Origin of the sequence: Anaerostipes hadrus ATCC 29173 = JCM 17467, from assembly GCF_030296915.1 — a bacterium.
GTDB classification, from domain to species: Bacteria; Bacillota; Clostridia; order Lachnospirales; family Lachnospiraceae; genus Anaerostipes; species Anaerostipes hadrus.
Genome location: NZ_AP028031.1, coordinates 836,145 through 855,793, shown reverse-complemented (window position 1 = coordinate 855,793; position 19,649 = coordinate 836,145). Strand labels below are relative to the sequence as shown.

Annotated in this window: 18 protein-coding genes, 5 tRNA genes and 2 other annotated features; of the genes, 3 read left to right on the top strand and 20 right to left on the bottom strand. The window is 37.6% G+C overall.

What is annotated here, in order from left to right:
* Position 1: 1 nt before the first annotated feature.
* Both QUE18_RS04105 and QUE18_RS04100 read right to left on the bottom strand, forming a co-directional pair.
* Positions 2-3,091 carry a glycosyl hydrolase 53 family protein gene (locus QUE18_RS04105; RefSeq protein WP_286259225.1) on the bottom strand — a complete coding sequence of 1,030 codons (3,090 nt, stop codon included), beginning with the start codon at positions 3,089-3,091 and terminating at the stop codon, positions 2-4.
* A gap of 42 nt (positions 3,092-3,133) precedes the next feature.
* Entirely contained in the window at positions 3,134-4,447 is a 1,314-nt protein-coding gene (locus QUE18_RS04100) for a hypothetical protein (RefSeq protein WP_022091543.1), read from the bottom strand.
* Positions 4,448-4,518: 71 nt separating this feature from the next.
* On the opposite strand from QUE18_RS04100, the gene QUE18_RS04095 reads away from it, so the two are divergent.
* Positions 4,519-4,591: transfer RNA gene (locus tag QUE18_RS04095), tRNA-Thr, on the top strand.
* 60 nt (positions 4,592-4,651) lie between these two features.
* Here QUE18_RS04095 and QUE18_RS04090 read toward each other — a convergent pair.
* The 8 genes from QUE18_RS04090 to QUE18_RS04055 form a co-directional block, all read right to left on the bottom strand.
* Positions 4,652-5,254 (bottom strand): sigma-70 family RNA polymerase sigma factor, encoded by a 603-nt coding sequence (locus QUE18_RS04090; protein WP_009204155.1) that lies wholly within the window; start codon positions 5,252-5,254, stop codon positions 4,652-4,654.
* Between the two features lie 3 nt (positions 5,255-5,257).
* Positions 5,258-5,998: a 23S rRNA (guanosine(2251)-2'-O)-methyltransferase RlmB gene (gene rlmB, locus QUE18_RS04085; protein WP_008391852.1), complete on the bottom strand. Its 741-nt coding sequence runs from the start codon at positions 5,996-5,998 to the stop codon at positions 5,258-5,260.
* On the bottom strand, positions 5,988-6,443 hold the full coding sequence (locus tag QUE18_RS04080; protein WP_008391851.1) for a Mini-ribonuclease 3: 456 nt from the start codon (positions 6,441-6,443) through the stop codon (positions 5,988-5,990). The genes rlmB and QUE18_RS04080 overlap by 11 nt, the downstream gene beginning before the upstream one ends.
* The gene (gene cysS, locus QUE18_RS04075) at positions 6,428-7,831 is read right to left on the bottom strand and encodes a cysteine--tRNA ligase (RefSeq protein ID WP_009204156.1); all 1,404 of its coding nucleotides are present in this window, start codon (positions 7,829-7,831) and stop codon (positions 6,428-6,430) included. Before cysS ends, QUE18_RS04080 begins: the two co-directional genes overlap by 16 nt.
* Positions 7,828-8,520, bottom strand: coding sequence for a serine O-acetyltransferase EpsC (gene epsC, locus QUE18_RS04070; RefSeq protein WP_172622401.1), 693 nt, complete (start codon positions 8,518-8,520; stop codon positions 7,828-7,830). The genes cysS and epsC overlap by 4 nt, the downstream gene beginning before the upstream one ends.
* A gap of 105 nt (positions 8,521-8,625) precedes the next feature.
* Positions 8,626-8,881 (bottom strand) — a binding site (T-box leader).
* A 71-nt stretch (positions 8,882-8,952) separates the two neighbouring features.
* Positions 8,953-9,510, bottom strand: a complete 558-nt coding sequence (locus QUE18_RS04065; protein WP_009264478.1) for a biotin transporter BioY — start codon at positions 9,508-9,510, stop codon at positions 8,953-8,955.
* Positions 9,511-9,660: 150 nt separating this feature from the next.
* Complete coding sequence (locus QUE18_RS04060) at positions 9,661-9,840, bottom strand: hypothetical protein (protein WP_009264479.1); 180 nt, start codon at positions 9,838-9,840, stop codon at positions 9,661-9,663.
* On the bottom strand, positions 9,797-10,402 hold the full coding sequence (locus QUE18_RS04055) for a sugar O-acetyltransferase (RefSeq protein WP_009204158.1): 606 nt from the start codon (positions 10,400-10,402) through the stop codon (positions 9,797-9,799). The genes QUE18_RS04060 and QUE18_RS04055 overlap by 44 nt, the downstream gene beginning before the upstream one ends.
* Before the next feature lie 118 nt (positions 10,403-10,520).
* On the opposite strand from QUE18_RS04055, the gene QUE18_RS04050 reads away from it, so the two are divergent.
* Positions 10,521-10,757, top strand: a complete 237-nt coding sequence (locus QUE18_RS04050; protein WP_009204159.1) for an HPr family phosphocarrier protein — start codon at positions 10,521-10,523, stop codon at positions 10,755-10,757.
* A gap of 119 nt (positions 10,758-10,876) precedes the next feature.
* Here the strand turns inward: QUE18_RS04050 and QUE18_RS04045 are convergent.
* The 5 genes from QUE18_RS04045 to QUE18_RS04025 all read right to left on the bottom strand — a co-directional run bounded on the left by QUE18_RS04045 (position 10,877) and on the right by QUE18_RS04025 (position 11,767).
* Positions 10,877-10,949: transfer RNA gene (locus QUE18_RS04045), tRNA-Lys, on the bottom strand.
* 4 nt (positions 10,950-10,953) lie between these two features.
* Positions 10,954-11,024 (bottom strand) — tRNA-Gln (locus tag QUE18_RS04040).
* A 90-nt stretch (positions 11,025-11,114) separates the two neighbouring features.
* Positions 11,115-11,187 (bottom strand) — tRNA-Lys (locus QUE18_RS04035).
* A 4-nt stretch (positions 11,188-11,191) separates the two neighbouring features.
* Positions 11,192-11,262: transfer RNA gene (locus tag QUE18_RS04030), tRNA-Gln, on the bottom strand.
* Positions 11,263-11,335: 73 nt separating this feature from the next.
* Positions 11,336-11,767 (bottom strand): hypothetical protein, encoded by a 432-nt coding sequence (locus QUE18_RS04025; RefSeq protein ID WP_009204160.1) that lies wholly within the window; start codon positions 11,765-11,767, stop codon positions 11,336-11,338.
* Positions 11,768-11,866: 99 nt separating this feature from the next.
* Positions 11,867-12,111: a binding site (T-box leader), on the top strand.
* A gap of 138 nt (positions 12,112-12,249) precedes the next feature.
* Between QUE18_RS04025 and QUE18_RS04020 the strand changes: the two genes are divergently transcribed.
* Complete coding sequence (locus QUE18_RS04020; RefSeq protein ID WP_009264481.1) at positions 12,250-13,911, top strand: 2-isopropylmalate synthase; 1,662 nt, start codon at positions 12,250-12,252, stop codon at positions 13,909-13,911.
* Between the two features lie 705 nt (positions 13,912-14,616).
* On the opposite strand, the gene QUE18_RS04015 is transcribed toward QUE18_RS04020, so the two are convergent.
* From QUE18_RS04015 to QUE18_RS03995, 5 genes are all read right to left on the bottom strand, one after another.
* Entirely contained in the window at positions 14,617-16,992 is a 2,376-nt protein-coding gene (locus QUE18_RS04015) for a homocysteine S-methyltransferase family protein (protein ID WP_009204162.1), read from the bottom strand.
* Positions 16,974-17,630 carry a Vitamin B12 dependent methionine synthase activation domain protein gene (locus QUE18_RS04010; RefSeq protein ID WP_009204163.1) on the bottom strand — a complete coding sequence of 219 codons (657 nt, stop codon included), beginning with the start codon at positions 17,628-17,630 and terminating at the stop codon, positions 16,974-16,976. Before QUE18_RS04010 ends, QUE18_RS04015 begins: the two co-directional genes overlap by 19 nt.
* 1 nt (position 17,631) lies before the next feature.
* The gene (gene metF, locus QUE18_RS04005) at positions 17,632-18,519 is read right to left on the bottom strand and encodes a methylenetetrahydrofolate reductase [NAD(P)H] (RefSeq protein WP_009204164.1); all 888 of its coding nucleotides are present in this window, start codon (positions 18,517-18,519) and stop codon (positions 17,632-17,634) included.
* A gap of 100 nt (positions 18,520-18,619) precedes the next feature.
* A complete protein-coding gene (locus tag QUE18_RS04000) occupies positions 18,620-19,276 on the bottom strand; it encodes a YigZ family protein (protein WP_008392150.1) in 657 nt (218 codons plus the stop codon).
* On the bottom strand, positions 19,257-19,556 hold the full coding sequence (locus QUE18_RS03995) for a DUF6514 family protein (protein ID WP_009204165.1): 300 nt from the start codon (positions 19,554-19,556) through the stop codon (positions 19,257-19,259). The genes QUE18_RS04000 and QUE18_RS03995 overlap by 20 nt, the downstream gene beginning before the upstream one ends.
* Positions 19,557-19,649 lie beyond the last annotated feature (93 nt).

Here is a 19,649-nt window from a genome sequence, read left to right as displayed (position 1 = left end):
GTTATTTGACAACTTTTGCAGCCTTCGTATTGATATATCCAACAAATTTTCCTGATTTTGTATACAATGCAAGATATTTATTTCCATTCTCATGTTTATATCTATATTTTGCTACATATGTTTTCTTATAAACTTTTGTTTTTGATTTCTTCCATTTGAAATTCTTATATAGTTTATATTTTTTACTCTTGATCTTTACACGTTTTCCATAAGTGTATGCTTTTCCCTGCTCTGGCTGTGTTGCTGATCCTAATCGTTTTACCGCTTTCTTATTAATGTACCCAACAAATTTACCACTTTTTGTATAAAGAGCAAGATATTTATTTCCATTCTTATGGTCATATCTATATTTTGCTACATATGTCTTTTTATAAACTTTTGTTTTGGATTTCTTCCATTTGAAATTCTTGTAAAGTTTATAATTTTTCTTTGTAACTTTCACTCGGTAATTATAACTGATCGCAGGTCCTGCTGCTGTTCTTGTATATACAACACTTTGCGTTGCATTTTCTTCTTTCACACCTTTTACGGTCAGTTGGTAATTCTTATTGCTTGGATAATATCCAGAGAATTTTGGTAATGTGATCTTGCGGGTCTTTCCTACTTCAACTTTGATATACTGGGTAGGATATACTTCTTTTCCATTTTTATCAACGATCTTCAATGCTATGATCTGTTCTTTTCCTTTGGATACAGAATCTTTGTAGAACTTCAATGACTGCAATGGATATCCGTTAATATCAAACAGTGCCTGATTATCCCAGCTTGTTCCACCCCATGCTGCTTTTCCTTTGTAATACATTTTAGAATCTGGAAAATATCCAAGTGCACCTTTCGATGCCCATCCTGTACCATACTGATCTGCGATCTGCTTATTATATTCCCAGTTTTTCCATCCTGCTTTTACTGGAATCCATGCACCTTCCCAATAGAATGTACCTAATCCATTATCCTGTGATAACACGGTATCATAAAGATCTGTAAGTTCATTTACCTGTCCTTGTGGTCCTACTTCATATGCACCTGTATTTGTACTGTCTCCGATAGAATTTGGTGTACCGTCTCCATCATTTAAACTATTAACCCAGCTTGTCTCAAATACTGCAAACATCTTTCCATAGGAAGCGGCCAGTGTCTGCACATCTTTCAATGTCTTTGGCGTATTTGCTTTTGCTGCAATGGACCAGAATGGATAATATGAAGATCCTAAAACATCATAGTCCACATTATCTCTCTTCCATGTATTCATGATCGTTTTGTATTTCCATACATTTGGTGTTTCAAGATGTAATGCAACCAAAGCCTGCGGTGTATATTCTCTGACTGCTTTAATTCCGGCTTTTAAATATTTATTTACTTCTGTTGATTTCTTTTTATCTCCCCAGATGACATTAAAAGATTCTCCTTTGTCTCTGTTAGAGTATATTCCAAGAAGTCCGTTGGTAATTTCATTTCCTACCTGAACCATTCCAATGTTTGCCCCAGCATCTTTAAATTTCTGAATAGATTCTTTGGTGAAATCATATACATCTGAACACATCTTTTCTGTATTATTTACATCCTTTTTCCATGCTTTTGGAACTAACTGAACCGCTGGTTCTGCCCAGAAATCCGAATAATGAAAATCAAGCAGAACTTTCATATCATATTGGGCTGCCTCTTTTGCGATCTCTACACCTGTGGAAACATCATTTCCACCACCGCCATAGGTTTTCCCATCTGCATTAAACGGATCATTCCAGATCCTGATCCTGATATAGTTGATTCCATTATCATGAAGTACTTTTAATAACGGTGTCTCATTTCCTTCATAATCATAATATTTCACTCCTGCTTTCTTTAATGCAAGATAAGATGAAATATCCATTCCTCGGATAGAACTCTCAGACATTCCTTTGACTTTTTTGATCGTTACTTTTTGATCTTTTAATCCTGTATCTCCACCGTATTCCCATGGATCTTTGTAGCTACTTACATCAACCTGATTTCCTTGTGCATAAGCAAAGATTGCAAGTGAAGACATTGCTTGTCCATTTTCATCAAAGAATGAGTCCCATGCCCCGACAAAATCTGCATCATCGTAGATCAATCCACCTGCATTTTTCTCATTGATCGTTGCCTGAAGATAATCATAAATGCTCTTTGTCTGTGTCGTTATACTGGCTTTTCCTTCTGAATCTTTCCATGGACATTTGACACTGGAAATGATCATCTGCTTTCCTGCTGCCTTTTCTTCTACTGTATTCTTTAATGTTTTTACATAATTGTCATTGTGTGTATCCGGATAGATGTTTACTCCAATATAATCATAATCAACATCAGCATTTCCTAATTTTCCAATGATCCATTGAATATCTGAAGCATCTGCTGTTGGTGCCGATACACTAACAGCCGGTTTGATTCCTTCTTCTCTGATCATTTTCGAGATTTTGCTCATTGCAACAAAGCCTTCCCATCCATCTCCACTACTCATATTTAAGAAATTATAGTTTACTTCATTTCCAATCGTGATCATCGTTGGGACTGTATCTGCTGCCTTCAATTCTTTGATGACATTTTTTGTATACTCCAGCGCTTTTTCTTCTGCTGAATCAGTATCCCAACCATCTGGTAATTTCTGCACCCCTGCATACGTTATATCATCAGAATATAACAATGTAACATTTGTTTTTAATCCTGCTTTCTTGGCTTCTTTTAATGTCTTCTTAGCGTTTTCTAAAGACAGATAGCTTTCATTACCCTCTTTATCTTTTGTTGGATTCACTGCAACTTTCACAGAAATCGTATTGATTCCCTGTGATCTTACATATTCAAACACATTGGTAACTTCGATTCCTTTGTAATTTTTCCAGACTTTTTTCCACGCATTTTTTTGCAGTTGATAATGGGAAAAATCTGCTCCTAAAACCGTCTGACTGCTGATTCCATTTATTTTCTTATACTGTGACATATCATTCGTATCACTGCTTATTGTTTCTGCCTTTGACTCCGCTTTTACGTTATGTGCAAACATTGGCATGGATGTTAATCCTGTTGAAACAGTTAATGTTGCTGCCATCAATGTTGTCAATATCTTTTTAACTTTGTTCATTTAACTTCTCCTTCCCTATCCTTTGTTATTTTTTCTTACATTTTAACGCATGTAAATCATAAATGTGAATAAATCCTTCTGAAATTGTATTCCTTTTGCACTTTCATATTTCCATGCCTGTCCTGGCACCCCATAAATATAATATGCAGATGATGTCAACCCTCCTCTCTCTAATCGTTCTCTCTTAAACCAGTTTCCAAAAGAGCTGGTTGGTCTGCTCTTGATCGGATGAGAATCTAAGACCAGATATTTTTTTGTCTTGGGATTAAAATCAGCAACTGTTACATAATGTCCTGGTACATGCGAGATTGCTACACAACCTTTTTTCAGATATTCTCTTACTTCTGATGTACTGTAAGTTGTCTTAATATAAGTGAACCCATATGTGTCTCCAAATTTCTTCGCTGCCGCCTTAAAAATCCCATCATGTGTTCCGGCACCTATGATCCTGTAATGTTTCTCCACTGCATAATCTGCAAACAACATTGGATCAACAAATTGCCCATTCAATGCATATACTGCATTTGTGATCGCCACAACTCCGCAGCCTGCTGCTGCCATTTTCCCACTGTAATCCGAAACATTTCCATAATCTTTTCTGGCCCATGCAGGATCAAACTGCATAAAATCACGATACGGATATACATTTTTATTGTTAAGACGCATTACCTGCCATTGATAGGACTTCTGTGCTGCTTCTTTCTGTGGTTTTGTGAAACAGTTGTTCATATCTTTTATTTTACCGTCTGTCAAGGTACCATTTTCATCCATTGACAGATATTTTTCATTTTTCATATTTTTGATATAAAAATGATCGTACTCACGTATTAGTTTCCATGTGTGATCTTCTTTGCTTTGATTCAAAATCGAAACTTGATATTTCTGATTTCCCAGAAAAATGATCTGTACACGAATTCCTTCTCCAGAAGCTTTATTTTGTATCCAATAAGTTCCATTTCCTAGCAACTGTTTTTCATTCCCATTATATGGAATAGCTTCCTTATGATACAAACCTCTATCAATCCATCCAATTCCATATGCTTTCTTTTTCTCATAGATCACCTGAACATGATCGGATGTTTTACTAACCACGATCACTCCTGAATATCTTGGCGCTACCCCTATCTTTTTACTTCCTGAAGATGTTTCAAAAACATTCATCTTTTTTTTCAAAAATGCATAACTCTTTTTGAATGAACGATCATAAATCTTCCCAGCAAATTCATCATAGACCGTCTGGGGATTATCAAAATATCCTGGCTGTGCTGCCTGTATTTTGATGCCTGAGATCATGCAAAGAACAAGGCATATCACTACACAGATTCTTCTCTTATTTTTCCTGTATTGTTTTGTCATTTGATTTTCCTTTTATTTTGTTAATTCTATTGACAGTATATCATTTTCATGATAAATTATTAATCAGTTCTGCTGCTGTGGCACAGGAGGTAGCGCACCTCATTGGTAGTGAGGAGGTCACGGGTTCAACTCCCGTCAGCAGCTTTATAAAGAAGACTTAAAACATCTGTTTTAAGTCTTCTTTTTATTTCTCTTATCTTTACTTTAACTTTCCTGATCATTTCTGATCTTCCTGCGAATCCTCTGAATCGCATTATCAATGGATTTATCACTTTTTCCAAGTTTTTTTGCAATCGTTGTATATGTTTCTCCATTCAGATAATGATACATCACCTGTTTTTCGAATTTACTTAAATTCTGGTCAAGCATTTTGTAATAATCATTTAATTCTTCCTTTCGAAGCATCATCTCCTCCGGAGTTTCCTCCGGAGTTTCTAAGATTTCATCCAATGATAATTCTTCTTCCTGATTCTTTTGTTCAAACAGAGAGATTGCTGTATTCAACGGAATATGTTTTTTTCTGTTAAATGCAGTGATCGTTGTATAGATCTGTCTTTGCACACACAGATAAGCAAACGTTGAAAACGAAGTGTTTTTTTCTTCCTGATAGGATGTCACTGCTTTAAAAAGCCCGATCATTCCTTCCTGGATCAGATCTTCTTCATCCCCACCTGCAAGAAAAAAGCTCCTTGCCTCTTTCCTTACCATATCCCTGTATCTCTCTAACAGACATTCCATCGCATCATCATTACCGCTTTGGATCTGTCTGAGCAATTTCTCATCAGAAATTGTTTTTAATTCTTTCATTCTTTATTTTCCCAGTCGTTGTCTTACAACTTCAAACGCCAGAACACCTGCTGCTACAGAAGCATTCAGTGAATCAATATCTCCTTTCATTGGAATAGATGAGATAAAGTCACACTTTTCCTTTACCAAACGGCTCACACCGCTTCCTTCATTTCCAATAACAAGCCCGATCGATCCTGTCAGATTCTGACGATAAATCACTTCTCCATCCATATCTGCACATGCAAACCACATACCACGTTCTTTTAGTTCATCCATTGTTTTTCCAATATTTGTTACTTTCACAACTGGTGTATAATTGATCGCACCTGCAGATGTTTTTGCTACGGTTGGTGTAATTCCAACTGCACGATGCTTTGGAATGATCACTCCATGTGCACCTGCAAGATTTGCTGTACGAATGATCGCCCCAAGATTATGAGGGTCTTCAATCCCATCTAACAGGATAAAGAAAGGATCCTCACCCTTTTCTTCTGCTCTTTTAAACAGATCCTCAATCGTTCCATATTCATATGCTGCGACAATTGCAACAACTCCCTGATGATGTTCATTTGTCAGCTGATTCAAGCGTTCTTTATCTACAAATTTAAGAATCGCATCTGTTTTCTTTGCCTCTCTTACGATCGTACGGATCGGTCCATCCTGACATCCATCCAATACAAAAATCTTGTCGATTGGTTTCTTTGCTCTTAAAGCCTCGATCACGGCATTACGCCCTGCGATCAGATCTTCTTTATGATTCATGTTCTTCTCCTATTTCTTCTTTTTTATTCAAATCAAAACCGATCCCGATCAATTCGATGATGCGGTCCATATCTCCTGCCAGATATAAATATCCAACCAAAGCTTCCACTCCAGTTGCTTTTCTGTAATCCATCATAGATGCATTCTTTGCAACAGAACCTGATTTGGAATTTCTTCCACGTTTATAAACAGCCATTTCTTCTTCTGTCAAAAATGGCTCGATCTTTTCAAACACTTCTTTTTGTGCAGAAGCTTTGACCATACTGCTTGATTTTTTGTGGTACTTATTCACACTCATATTCCCTGCAGACATAACGATCGTTCGGATCACGATCTCATAGATCGCATCTCCAATGTAAGCAAGAGATAATGGAGAGTAACTTTTGGGATCCAATCCATCAAGATACAATCCTTCTTTGATCTTTTGAATTAAGCTCTGCTCCATTTTACACCTTCTCTTGTATCTTTTAATACGATACCCTGCTCTAATAACTGGTCTCTGATCTCGTCTGCTCTTGCAAAATCTTTGTTCTTTCTTGCCGCCTGACGTTCTTCGATCAGTTTTTCGATTTCTTCATCTAGGATCTCTTCTTCTTTTGTTGTTTCAATTCCAAGAACGCTGCAAAGATCTTCTAATACTTTTAGTACTTTCTTTGCATAGTCTGCACTGAAGTCTTTCACTGTTGAGTTTGATTCACGCACGATCTCAAAAATAGCCGAAACTGCATCTGCTGTGTTAAAGTCATCTTCCATTGCATCTTCAAATTTCTTTACAAGTACTTCTATATTAGCAAAATGTTCTGTTTCTTCTTTGCTTAAAGAACCTGTTTCTTCTTTAGCTGCCATCTCTCTGCATAGATCGATCGCTGTCAAGATACGGTCTAATCCTGTTTTTGCACTTTCTACTAAAGTATCACTGAAGTTTAATGGGGTTCTGTAGTGTGCACTTAACATGAAGAAACGGATCACCTGTAATGGATACTTTTCTCCAATTTCACGCACTGTAAAGAAGTTTCCTGCTGATTTAGACATTTTCTTATTGTTGATATTTAAGAAACCATTATGCATCCAGTAATTCGCAAACTTCTCCCCATTGCATGCTTCACTCTGTGCGATCTCATTTTCATGATGAGGGAAGATCAAGTCTTCTCCACCTGCATGAATATCAATTGTATCTCCGATATATTTCTTAGACATCTCAGAACACTCAATATGCCATCCTGGTCTTCCTTCTCCCCATGGAGAATCCCATGCGATTTCTCCTTCTTTCTTTGGTTTCCATAATACAAAATCAAGAGGATCTTCCTTTCCTTCTTCTCCTGTTACCTTGATCTCGCGATGTCCTGCTTCTAGATCATCAATATTTTTCTTGGAGAGTTTTCCATAATCTTTAAAAGATCTTGTCTTAAAGTATACAGTTCCATCTACTTCATATGCATGCCCTTTTTTGATCAATGTCTGAATCATTTTGATCATTCCACCGATTTCTTCTGTCGCTCTTGGCTGGTGGGTTGCAGGTTTGATATTTAACGCTTCCATATCTTGTTTGCATTCCTTAATATATCTTTCTGCGATCTCTGTTGCTGTTACACCTTCTTCATTTGCCTTCTTAATAATCTTGTCATCGACATCTGTGAAGTTTGAAACATAATTTACTTCATATCCTTTATATTCAAAGTAACGGCGCACCGTATCAAAAATGATCATTGGTCTTGCATTTCCAATATGAATGTAGTTATACACCGTTGGCCCACAAACATACATTCCAACTTTCCCTGGATGCACCGGTACAAATTCTTCTTTTTGTCTTGTCAGTGTATTGTAGATTTTCATTTTTCTTTTTCCCTTCTGATTGCTTCTGAATTTTGATAATGTATAATAAATGTTTCCAGTGCCTGTCGTAATTCAGCATTCTCTCTTGCGAGCTTTTCGATATCCATATCGACTGGATTTGGAAGATCGATCTGGTCAAGCACAATACTCTGAATGCGATTGACTCTCTCTCCATCCTGTTTAACTACCTTACCTGGAACTCCGACAACAGTAGAATTCGGCGGTACATCAGATACAACAACACTTCCTGCACCAATCTTTGAGTTCTTTCCAATTGTGATAGAGCCCAAAACCTTAGCACCTGAACTGATCATAACATTATCTTCAATCGTTGGATGACGTTTTCCAGTTTCATTTCCAGTTCCACCTAATGTAACACCTTGATATAAGGTCACATTATTTCCGATGATCGTCGTCTCGCCAATGACCACTCCATGCCCATGGTCAATAAAGAACCCTTCTCCGATCTGTGCACCTGGATGAATCTCAATTCCAGTTTTTCTCGCCCATTTCTGAGAAATCTTTCTAGCTTTGTAAAACTCTCCTTTCTTATATAATTCGTGTGCAACACGATGCCAATACAGTGCTTTTACATAAGGATACAAAAAAACTTCTTTCTCTTCCCTTAACGCAGGATCTCTTAGTTTGATCGTATCATATTGGCTTTTCGCAAATTCTCGAAAACCCATCATAATTTCTAAACCTCCAATATATAGTATGTAATTTACAGGACTTTTTATATCATAGAGGATTCCATCAAAATTTTCTATAATACAAAAAACTCCGTCTCTAAATAAAGAGACGGAGTATATCCGCGGTTCCACTCTTTTAAAAGTTCCTGATCTTCTTATTATATATCTGACTAATATCACTTGATCAGGATACTTTCACTCGAATCCGTTAACGCCGGCAACGTACAAAACTACTTTATTCATCTTGTCTGCTCCCAGATGCATTCCAGACATCTTCCCTCAAAGCCGCTTCCAGCCGATGGCAGCTTCTCTCTGACAGTTCCAACTTGTCTGTACTAATTCTGTTCATTGCATTTAACTACGAATAGTTTATGCTTTTTCATACAAAATGTCAACAGATTCTTATTTTTCATACAAAGTATTTGTTATTTATTCTGGTAAAACTCTCGCCTTCACAACAGCCTTCTTCACTGCACTTCCTACAATGATCGCGATCACGATCTTTGCCGCATCTCCTGGAAGATATGGAATCACACCTGCATATAATCCCTGTACAAATGTTAAATGCATCTGTGCACACAGCCAGATCGTTCCAAATGCATATGTTACTGCTGTTCCAAGTACCATACCAATTACTGCCATCACTATGTTCCCTGAGAATTTTTCTACAAAGAATCCACTGATCAATGCCAAAAAGATAAACCCAACCAAATATCCCCCTGTTGGTCCTGCAAGTTTAGCAAGCCCACCACTAAATCCTGAAAATACTGGAAGTCCTACTGCTCCGATCAGAAGGTATACAAGATAACTGATTGTTCCACGTTTCATCCCAATGACCATTACTGCAAAATAAATCACCAAGTTCGTAAATGAAATCGGTACTGGTGTAAATGGCAATGTGATCGACATTGGTCCTAAAATACAAGTTAATGCTGCCATTAATGCAATCAGTGTTAAATCCTGAATTTTCATTGTTTGTTGTTCCATAATAAATTTCTCCCTCACTTTTATTATTTTCCTGTACTGACTGCCATTATATATCATCAATTTCTTATTGTCAACTTTGTTTTTTTAAAAGTTAACAATAGGGAATCTTTTGATCATCCTAAAAAAAGAAAGGCACCACCGATGCCTTTCTTAATCTTCGTTCTCTTCTTCTAAAATCCCAAGTTCTTTGATCCGCTCCTCAATCTTTTTTAAAGATTCTTCATAAGTTCCTTCTTTTGTCTCTTCCCTCTCCTGATTCATTCCATCAAGTAATTCGTCAATATTCTTACTTAATGGATTGCTGTCCGTTTTTCTCGTCAATAATCCCATATCTGTCTCCTTCTTCCGCTTCTTTGATGATCCTGCATGGATTACCTGCAGCAACTACATTGGCAGGAATATCCTTTGTTACAACACTTCCTGCACCGATCACACTATTGTCGCCGATCGTAACTCCAGGAAGAATCGTAACCCCTCCGCCAATCCATACTTTATCTCCAATCTTAACTGGGAGGGCCCATTCATATCCCTTTTCTCGTCTCCTCACATCTGCTGGGTGGTTCGCAGTATAAATTCCTACATTCGGACCTATAAAAACATGATTCCCGATTTCAACTCCTCCGCCATCTAAAATCGTCAGATTAAAGTTTGAGAAAAAGTCACTTCCAATCGTTGTCCTATATCCATAATCCAGATAAATGGGCGCTTCCAGATGAACATTCTTCCCAAGACTTCCAAATATCTGTCCTATCAGATAATTCCGACGTCCTTTATCTTCCCAATGTTCATTAAACTGTCTGGTTAGAGATTTTGCATGGTTCCTCTCTTCTATCAGAGCTTGATCCTCTGCATTATATAAAATTCCCATCAACATTTTTTGTTTTTCCGTCATCTTCTTCCCTCCGTTGTCTTATATTTTATCATACTTCTTTTCTGTTATCTATCGAATTTGACTTTCTATCAAAAAAATTGTAGGATAAAAGAGATTTAACCATTAAGGAGGTTTAAACATGGATACCAACTTTATTATTTCTCTTGATTCCATTGCAGACGTGAATGCATTTGCAAATACGATCGCACATTTTAAATCTGAGATTGATCTTTCTTCTGGAAGATATATCGTAAATGCAAAATCGATCATGGGAATTTTCAGCCTTGATCTGACAAGACCTTTGACTTTAACCGTACATGGTAAAGATGAACTTGAAGAAATCAGCTCTGCAATTGCACCATACTTGAAAAAATAAGTTTACTTGTGATCAATGCGAGCATTTGAAGTCTCTGTTTTTAGAGGCTTCTTTTATTTTGTATTTGGTAAAAGAAAAAAAGCATGATCTAAGTTCATTCTTAAATCATGCTTATCAACTGAGCGTGCGGGGATTCGAACCCCGGACAACTTGATTAAAAGTCAAGTGCTCTACCACCTGAGCTACACACCCTTAACTGGGGTAGCTGGACTCGAACCAGCGGTGCAGGAGTCAGAATCCTGTGCCTTACCACTTGGCGATACCCCATCAGTGCAACAACTATCTTATTATACATAATCTGTCGTTCTTTGTCAAGAACTTTTTTATATTTTTTAAAATTTATTTTAAAAAATATAGTGAGCGTGCGGGGATTCGAACCCCGGACAACTTGATTAAAAGTCAAGTGCTCTACCACCTGAGCTACACACCCTTAACTGGGGTAGCTGGACTCGAACCAGCGGTGCAGGAGTCAGAATCCTGTGCCTTACCACTTGGCGATACCCCATCAATGCGACAGCTTGTTTATATTATCATATGTTTCCGACAACTGTCAACACTTTTTTTGAATTTTTTTAAATTTATTTTTCAAGAGTGAATTCTTTCAGATATTGACTGTTCCAGAAACGGTCCGTTACTGGCTGCCAATATTCAAATATGATCTTCCCCTTATTCCCTTGTTCTGAGAATCTCCCTTTATCTTCTCCCTTTCCAATATAAATTTCGAGAATCTCTCCTCTTCCAGATTCTTTTCCTTGATTATCATAAAAGCAAAGTGTCATTCCCTCACTCAACTCTCCTCTGACAAACTCAACTTCCATGGAGCCTTTCCCTTCTTCGATGATTTCCATTCGTTCAATATAAGTAAGGCTTCCTTCTAATTGATGCAGCTTATAAATTCGTTTTCTTGCTTCTTCATTTTCTTTTGAAGGTTCCTGTTTTTTTAAATATTCAAAAAATCTCATGTTCTTTCCTCCATTGCTCTGTTCTACTTTATCATAATTTCTTTCCATATGAAAGTCTTCTCTGTAAAGAAAGTTCTCTTTATATTTTACATTTTAGCAGTTGACACTTCCTGATTTTTATGTTAGATTGTCATTATTGTAAATGATTTAAATACAATGATAAGGAATAGTAGAATATTTAAGACATTCAGAGAGTTGCTGGATGGTGCGAAGCAATTGTTGATGATATTTGAACTCGCCTTTGAGTAGCATGCTGAACTTACAGTAGGTATTGCCGGAGTCCAACCGTTACAATGGAGAGATATCGGTTTTATAACCCGTATCAGTAAGAAGTGCACGTTTCTTTATAACGTGAATTAGAGTGGTACCGCGGAAGTTTCTTCGTCTCTATCCTGATAAGGATTAGATTCGGAGTTTTTTTTATGCTATCGTACATTTATTTCATCCGATACATGATACCCCGTATCCACCTTTCAATACTTAAAACATACCTACAACAATCATTAATTTTTGAAAGGAGCTTCACAGCAATGATGAACCCAAGCAAATATGAAAGACAATATTTTATGCCACCTGAAACGTCCCTTGACTGGACAAAGAAAGAATATATCACAAAAGCACCTACATGGTGTAGTGTTGACCTTCGTGATGGAAATCAGGCTCTGATCATTCCGATGAGTCTTGATGAAAAAGTTGAATTTTTTAAACTTTTAGTAAAGGTTGGTTTCAAAGAGATTGAAGTTGGTTTCCCTGCTGCTTCAGAAACAGAATATACATTTTTACGTACTTTGATTGAAAATGATCTGATCCCTGATGATGTTACCATTCAGGTTTTAACACAGGCAAGAGAACATATCATTAAAAAGACTTTCGAAGCTTTAAAAGGCGCAAAAAGAGCGATCGTTCATGTATATAACTCTACTTCTGTTGCACAGCGTGAACAGGTATTTAAAAAATCCAAAGAAGAGATCATGAAAATTGCAACAGACGGTGCAAAATTATTAAAACGCCTGGCTGATGAGACAGACGGTAACTTCTTATTTGAATACTCTCCAGAAAGTTTTACTGGTACAGAGATCGACTATGCATTAGATGTATGTAATGCCGTTCTTGACGTATGGCAGCCTCGGCCAGACTGGAAGGTCATCATCAATCTTCCTGTAACTGTACAGCTTTCAATGCCTCACGTATATGCCAGCCAGATCGAATATATGAGCAAACATATGAAATACCGTGAAAACGTAGTTTTATCTCTTCATCCACATAATGACCGTGGATGCGGTGTTGCTGATACAGAACTTGCCTTACTTGCAGGTGCTGATCGTGTCGAGGGTACTTTATTTGGAAATGGTGAACGTACAGGTAACGTTGACATTATCACTCTTGCATTAAATATGTATACACACGGTGTTGATCCAAAACTGGACTTCTCTAACTTACCAGAACTTACAAAAGTCTATGAAAGATTAACAAGAATGTCCGTTTACGAACGTCAGCCATACACAGGACAGTTGGTATTTGCTGCCTTCTCTGGATCTCATCAGGATGCGATTGCCAAAGGTATGCACTGGAGAGACGAAAAACATCCAGAGCACTGGAATATCCCATATCTTCCAATCGATCCACACGATGTTGGACGTGAATACGAAAGTGATGTTATCCGTATCAACAGTCAGTCTGGTAAAGGCGGTATCAGCTATGTACTAGAAGAAAACTTTGGATTCCATATTCCTGGAAAAATGCGTGAAGATGTAGGATACACAGTCAAAGATGTATCTGATAAACGCCATCAGGAATTAGTTCCAAGAGATATCTTAAAAGTATTCAAAGAAGTTTACGTAAATATTGATGATCCATGCAAATTAAAAGAAGTGCACTTCGTACAGAAAGACGGTGGCATCGAAGCAGAAATCTCTTTAGAGAAATCTGGTGTTCCAAAACTTTACCACGGAAAAGGAAATGGTCGTCTGGATGCTGTAAGTAACGCTTTACAGAGACACAGTGATATGCATTACTCTATCGTTACTTATCAGGAACACGCTTTAAATGTTGGTTCTAACTCTCAGGCTTGTGCTTATGTTGGAGTTCAAGAACCAAATGGTAATGTTACTTGGGGATCCGGAATCCACGAAGACATCATTACTGCTTCTGTATTAGCACTGATCAGCGCTGTAAACCGATTAGATCAGTAGATTGTGATTTGTAGGTAGTGTTGGTCCTATATGAGTCAGAAAGAAGATAAGAAGAAATATTTATAAGAATAAAGGGTGACACTCCGCATTTTTGAAAGCATTTTTTACAAATCGCCGATCCGCGCCTGTTTCTTTGATAACTCCCTGGCTGCGAGCCAAAATGCCCGCAGCTACGGTCAGACAATCAACCACAGGGCGCTGCGAATTTGTAAAAAACGCATTCAAAAAGTGCTCATGTTGTCGCCCTTTATTCTTATAAATATTTCTTCTTATCTTCTTTCTGACTCATATAACAAAACACTATTCAAACCACCATACAGTGTGTATGTTTTACTGTATGGGTATGTATAATAAACATCTGTCTGCCACTATATAAATTGAAGCTCGATAACAGTTAACATACACACCACTTAAATTTTTCAATTCTTGTAATTGTCCACACTTTAGACTTCTGGTATATGATAAAAAATAAATAAACGATCGGAAGAGCAGCATTAGAATTTTGCCACGTTTTTTACAAATTCGCAGCCGGCTTGGTGCGCTGTCTGAGCCTCAAAGAGTTCTGGTTTAAATATCTTTGAAGGCGAGTTCGCAAGGAAAGCCGGCGGATCAGCGATCTGTAAAAAACGTGAGGAAAATTCTCTAGCTGTTCTTCCGATCGTTTATTTATTTTTTATCATATACTCAAAATCTAAAGTTGGCCAACTACAAATCTAAAATTTCATTTTCCAGCAGATTCACCGCTGCCATCGCATCTTCTGTATAATAATCTGCTCCGATATTGTGTGCGATATCTTCCGTCACAACAGCTCCCCCAACCCAGATTGGTTCACTGCATCCTGCTTCGTGAAGTGCTTTGATCGTTCTTTCCATTGATGCAACGGTTGTTGTCATTAATGCACTTAGCCCAATCGCTTTTGGCTTGTATTTCTTATAAGCTTCTACTACCTTTTCAACTTTAACGTCTTTTCCAAGGTCGATGATCTTATATCCATAACTTTCCAGTACAACTTTCACGATGTTCTTTCCAATATCATGAATATCACCTTCTACGGTTGCTATGATGATCGGTCCTTTTTCTTCTCCGTCATTTGCTGAAAATGTTTCTTTAACAACTTCAAATGCTTTCTTCGTTGTCTCTGCTGACTGAATTAACTGTGGCAGGAAGATCTTTCCTGTCTCATAATCTTTTCCTACGATATTTAACGCTGGTATGATCACTTCATTAATTACTGTCAGTGCTTCTTTATCTTTCAGTTCTTCTTTTGTGACTTTCTCTACTTCATCTTTTAATCCGTGAATGATCACATCTTTTAATGTGAAGTTTGTTGTTGCCGCCGCTGTGGCTGGTTTTGTTTCTTTATCTTTGGACTGGTTTTTAATATAAGTCTGACTATCCACGTCTTTGTAGAACAGCACATGAAATGCATCTATGGTTCCCATCAATTCTGCATCTAACGGATTGATGATCGGTAAATCCAATCCTGCTTCCATTGCTAATGCTAAAAATGTTCTATTTAATAACGGACGGTTTGGCAATCCAAAGGATACATTCGATACCCCTAATACGGTATGGACACCTAATTCTTTTTTTACCATCTTGATCGCTCGGAGTGTTTCTTTTACTTCTTTTTGCTGTGCAGATGCTGTTAATGTCAGACAGTCGATGATGATATTCTCTTTACCGATTCCGTATTCAGCTGCTTTATTGACAATCTTCTTGGCGATTTCAAATCGTTCTTCTGCTTTCAGCGGAATTCCGTCTTCCAGAGTCAGTCCGATCACAACTCCTCCATATTTCTTAGCAATCGGGAAGATTTTTTCCATGACTTCGTCTTTACCATTTACAGAGTTGATCAATGGTTTTCCATTATAATAACGACAGGCATTCTCAATCGCATCTGCTTCGGAACTGTCAATCTGTAATGGAAGTGTGACAACTTCCTGCAACAGACGTACAACCCGTTTCATTGTCTCTGGCTCGTCAATTCCAGGAAGTCCAACATTAACATCTAGTACTTCCGCTCCAGCTTCTACCTGTTTAACTGCTTCCACCACAAGTTCATCATAGCGCTCTTCTAACAACGCTTTTTTCATCTTTTTCTTACCCGTTGGGTTTAGACGTTCTCCGCAGACGATCACATGATCTCCAAACGTAACTGTCTGTGTCTGACTGGATACTCTTGTTTTCTTCTCAACTGTTCTCTCTGCCACTGCTTTAGGCGCAGCTTCTGCAAGTTTTCCTATAAATTCTGGTGTTGTTCCACAGCATCCACCAACGATTGCTGCACCTCTTGCCATATAATCTTTCATAGATTCCACATATTCTTCTGGTGTCACATGATAGTGTGTTTCTCCATGTTCTAAACATGGAAGTCCGGCATTGGGCTGTAACATCACTGGAATACTTGCTTTTTCTAAGATTTCGTCAATAATCGGTTTTAATTCATCGGGTCCTAAAGAACAATTAACTCCCAATGCATCAACTCCTAAGCCCTCTGCAACATTAATAAATGTTTCCGGATCATTTCCAGATAACGTTCTTCCATTTTGCTCGAAGGTCATTGTAACAAACACTGGAAGGTCTGTGTGTTCTTTGACCGCCAGAACTCCAGCTTTCACCTCATATAGATCACTCATTGTCTCAAACAGTACAAGATCTACTTGATCTTTTACTGTTTCTACCTGCTCGAGGATGATGTCATATGCTTCATCGAATGTCAATGTTCCCATTGGCTCTAACAGCTGACCGATCGGTCCAATATCAAGAACAATATAAGAGTCATCTTCTCTTCCAGCTTCTGTTCTTGCAGCTCTTGCATTCTCTACTGCTGCTAACAGCATATCTTTCGCCTCGTATTTTGCTTCTTCCATCTTTAATCGGTTACACCCAAATGTATTTGTTGTAATAAAGTCTGCTCCCGCTTTCAGATAGTTTTTATGAATCGATCTTAATAAATCCGGGCGGTCAATATTTAATTCTTCTGGGATATCCCCTGCACTTAATCCTGCGTTCTGGAGCTGTGTTCCCATCGCTCCATCAAATATTAAAAGTTCTTTTCCTAATCGGTTCTGTAACATCTTTGTCCTCTCTTTCTAAACGGGCAATCTTCTTTCATCACACAATTTCCACATGATTTCTTTCGTTTATCACTTCCGATCCCAATCAATCCTAACATAGACTTCTGTGGGATCAAAAGATTATTTGGCGTGATCGTGACTCCGATCTTCCTTGGTATATCTAGTAATATAGCAATTCTTTTGTTGAATTCAAGTGGAAAATCTCCATATCCGGGACATGCACGATATGTTCGGTTATCAAACCCAAGTGTTTCTTCATATCTGTCACAATATTCTTCCAGATAAGCACTTGCCGCAGCATCCATAACCGTAGATTTTGTCATGTTAACCTTTGCATAAAACTTGATTTTACGCTCCATAACAATCCCAAGAGTACATCCGATCAATATACATTCTTCACAATCTTCCAGCATATCTTCCATCTGCTGCCCTAAAATCTCATCCCCCGATTCCTCTAATCTCAATGGATCTTTCGCCAGTTTAAATCTCTTCACTATCACTTTGGGCTGTGCTATCTGTTTGATCTCTTCTATACATTCACCCAAAAGACTTGAAATTCCTGGAGTCAAACCTTCAAACATTGGTGCCTGATATCCAAGATATTTCAAGGCATTTTCTCTTACAACCTGAAAATTCATCTTAGTTTAATTCTTTCAATACAGCTGGAATACTGTCAAATACACGCTGCGCTGTTTCTGCACGATTCATTGTGTAAATATGAATCCCATCAACTCCATTTGTGATCAGATCAATGATCTGTTGTGCTGCGTAGTTGATTCCGATTTCTTTCATAGCTTCTGGATTATCATAATGTGCCTCGATCATTGTAGATAACTGATATGGGATCGTACATCCACACATCTTTGTTGTCCGGATCAGAGATTTCGCATTCGTAATTGGCATGATCCCTGCAAGAATTGGTACTGTGATACCGATCTTCCTTGCTTCTCTGACTAATCTGTAATAATAATCATTGTCAAAGAAAATCTGTGTTACTAAATATTCTGCTCCTGCATCTACTTTCTTCTTTAATGCTTCTAAATCTTTCTTAAACCCATCAGCTTCCTGATGTGTCTCTGGATAACATGCTCCTGATAAGCAAAATTGTCCTTTAAAATGTTCTCCGATAAATTCATTTAATTCACTTGCATAGTGAAATTCCAGATTCTCAGGATCAAAGTTTGTTGCATCTGCAGGATAATCTCCCCTTAATGCTAAGATATTATCGATTCCTGCTTCTTTCAGACGTTCACATTCGTATTTGATATCCTCTTTTGTAGATGAAATACAGCTTAAATGTGCTACAGATTCAATTCCATATTCATGCTTAATGACTGATGCGATTTCTACTGTCTTACCTTTTGTAGATCCACCTGCACCATATGTAACACTAATAAAATCCGGGGATAATTTTGCTAATCCCTCAATCGTACTATAAATGGAAGAAATATCTCCTTCTTTATTCTTTGGAGGAAATACCTCAAACGAAATTGTTGACTTATTTTTTAAAATTTCTGATATTTTCATAGAATTTTGCTCCTTTTCATTATTTCTGACTAATTAACTATGATAAATTTTAACATGATATTTTATCACTGTAAAGTAATGAAATCATATCATTCTTCGTCTATAGATCGTAACTGATCTTACCATCGATTTCAGCGTAATAAGTTTCTTCTCCTTTTTTAAGAACTGCTTTCCCCATAGATGCTTCCATAAACTTTTTCTCAACACTTCCAACTTCTTCCACTGGTACGATCATTTCAAATGTTACATTATCCGTATACACTGTATCAAGCACTGGGATATGCTCTGTTGCTGTTAAATACTGAATCTTTCCAGATGTCGTGTAATCACAAGTGAGGCTGAGCATTACCCCAAGACATTTCTCGATCACCATACTTTCCTTGATCCCTTCTTGCGTACTTTTTGTGTACGCACGAATCAATCCTCCAGTTCCAAGAAGTGTTCCACCAAAATATCTTGTTACAACTGCTACCACATTATGTAGTTCCTGCCCTGTCAGCACCTCAAGCATTGGCTTCCCAGCAGTTCCACTTGGTTCCCCATCATCACTACAACGCAAGGCTGGTTGCTTTTCTCCGATACTGTATGCCCAGCAATTATGCCTTGCATCCCAGTATTGTTTTTTTATCTTCTCTATGAATGCCTGTGCTTCTTCTTCTGTCTGCGCTGGAGCAATATGCGCAATAAATCTTGATTTCTTTTCTGAAATCTCTGCTTCTCCCTCTTTATATAAGATTTTATATTTTTGAACGTCCATCTTCTTCCTCCCTGGTCATGATCTCATCTAAGGACTCTGCCAGTGAGATCGGTGTTACTTTATATTTTATCAGGTTATGGATCACACGATCTACTAATTCCATAGATTCTGATATACTTGGAACTGCATCCCACTCGATCACATTCGTTTCTTCCTGATATTTTTCCAGTTCGACTCCATACATCGTGTGTTCCTGATCTTCCATCAAATAGTAGGATACTACATTTTCCCTTTGTTTGTCATCATAAAATGACTGCTTCCCCTTTAATTGTTTTTTCATATTCTTCTCCTTTATACTTTATACTTTTGCCCCTTACATCATCATATTGTTGATTGTATCGTTTATAGTTACACGGTCGGTTTACTTGAACTT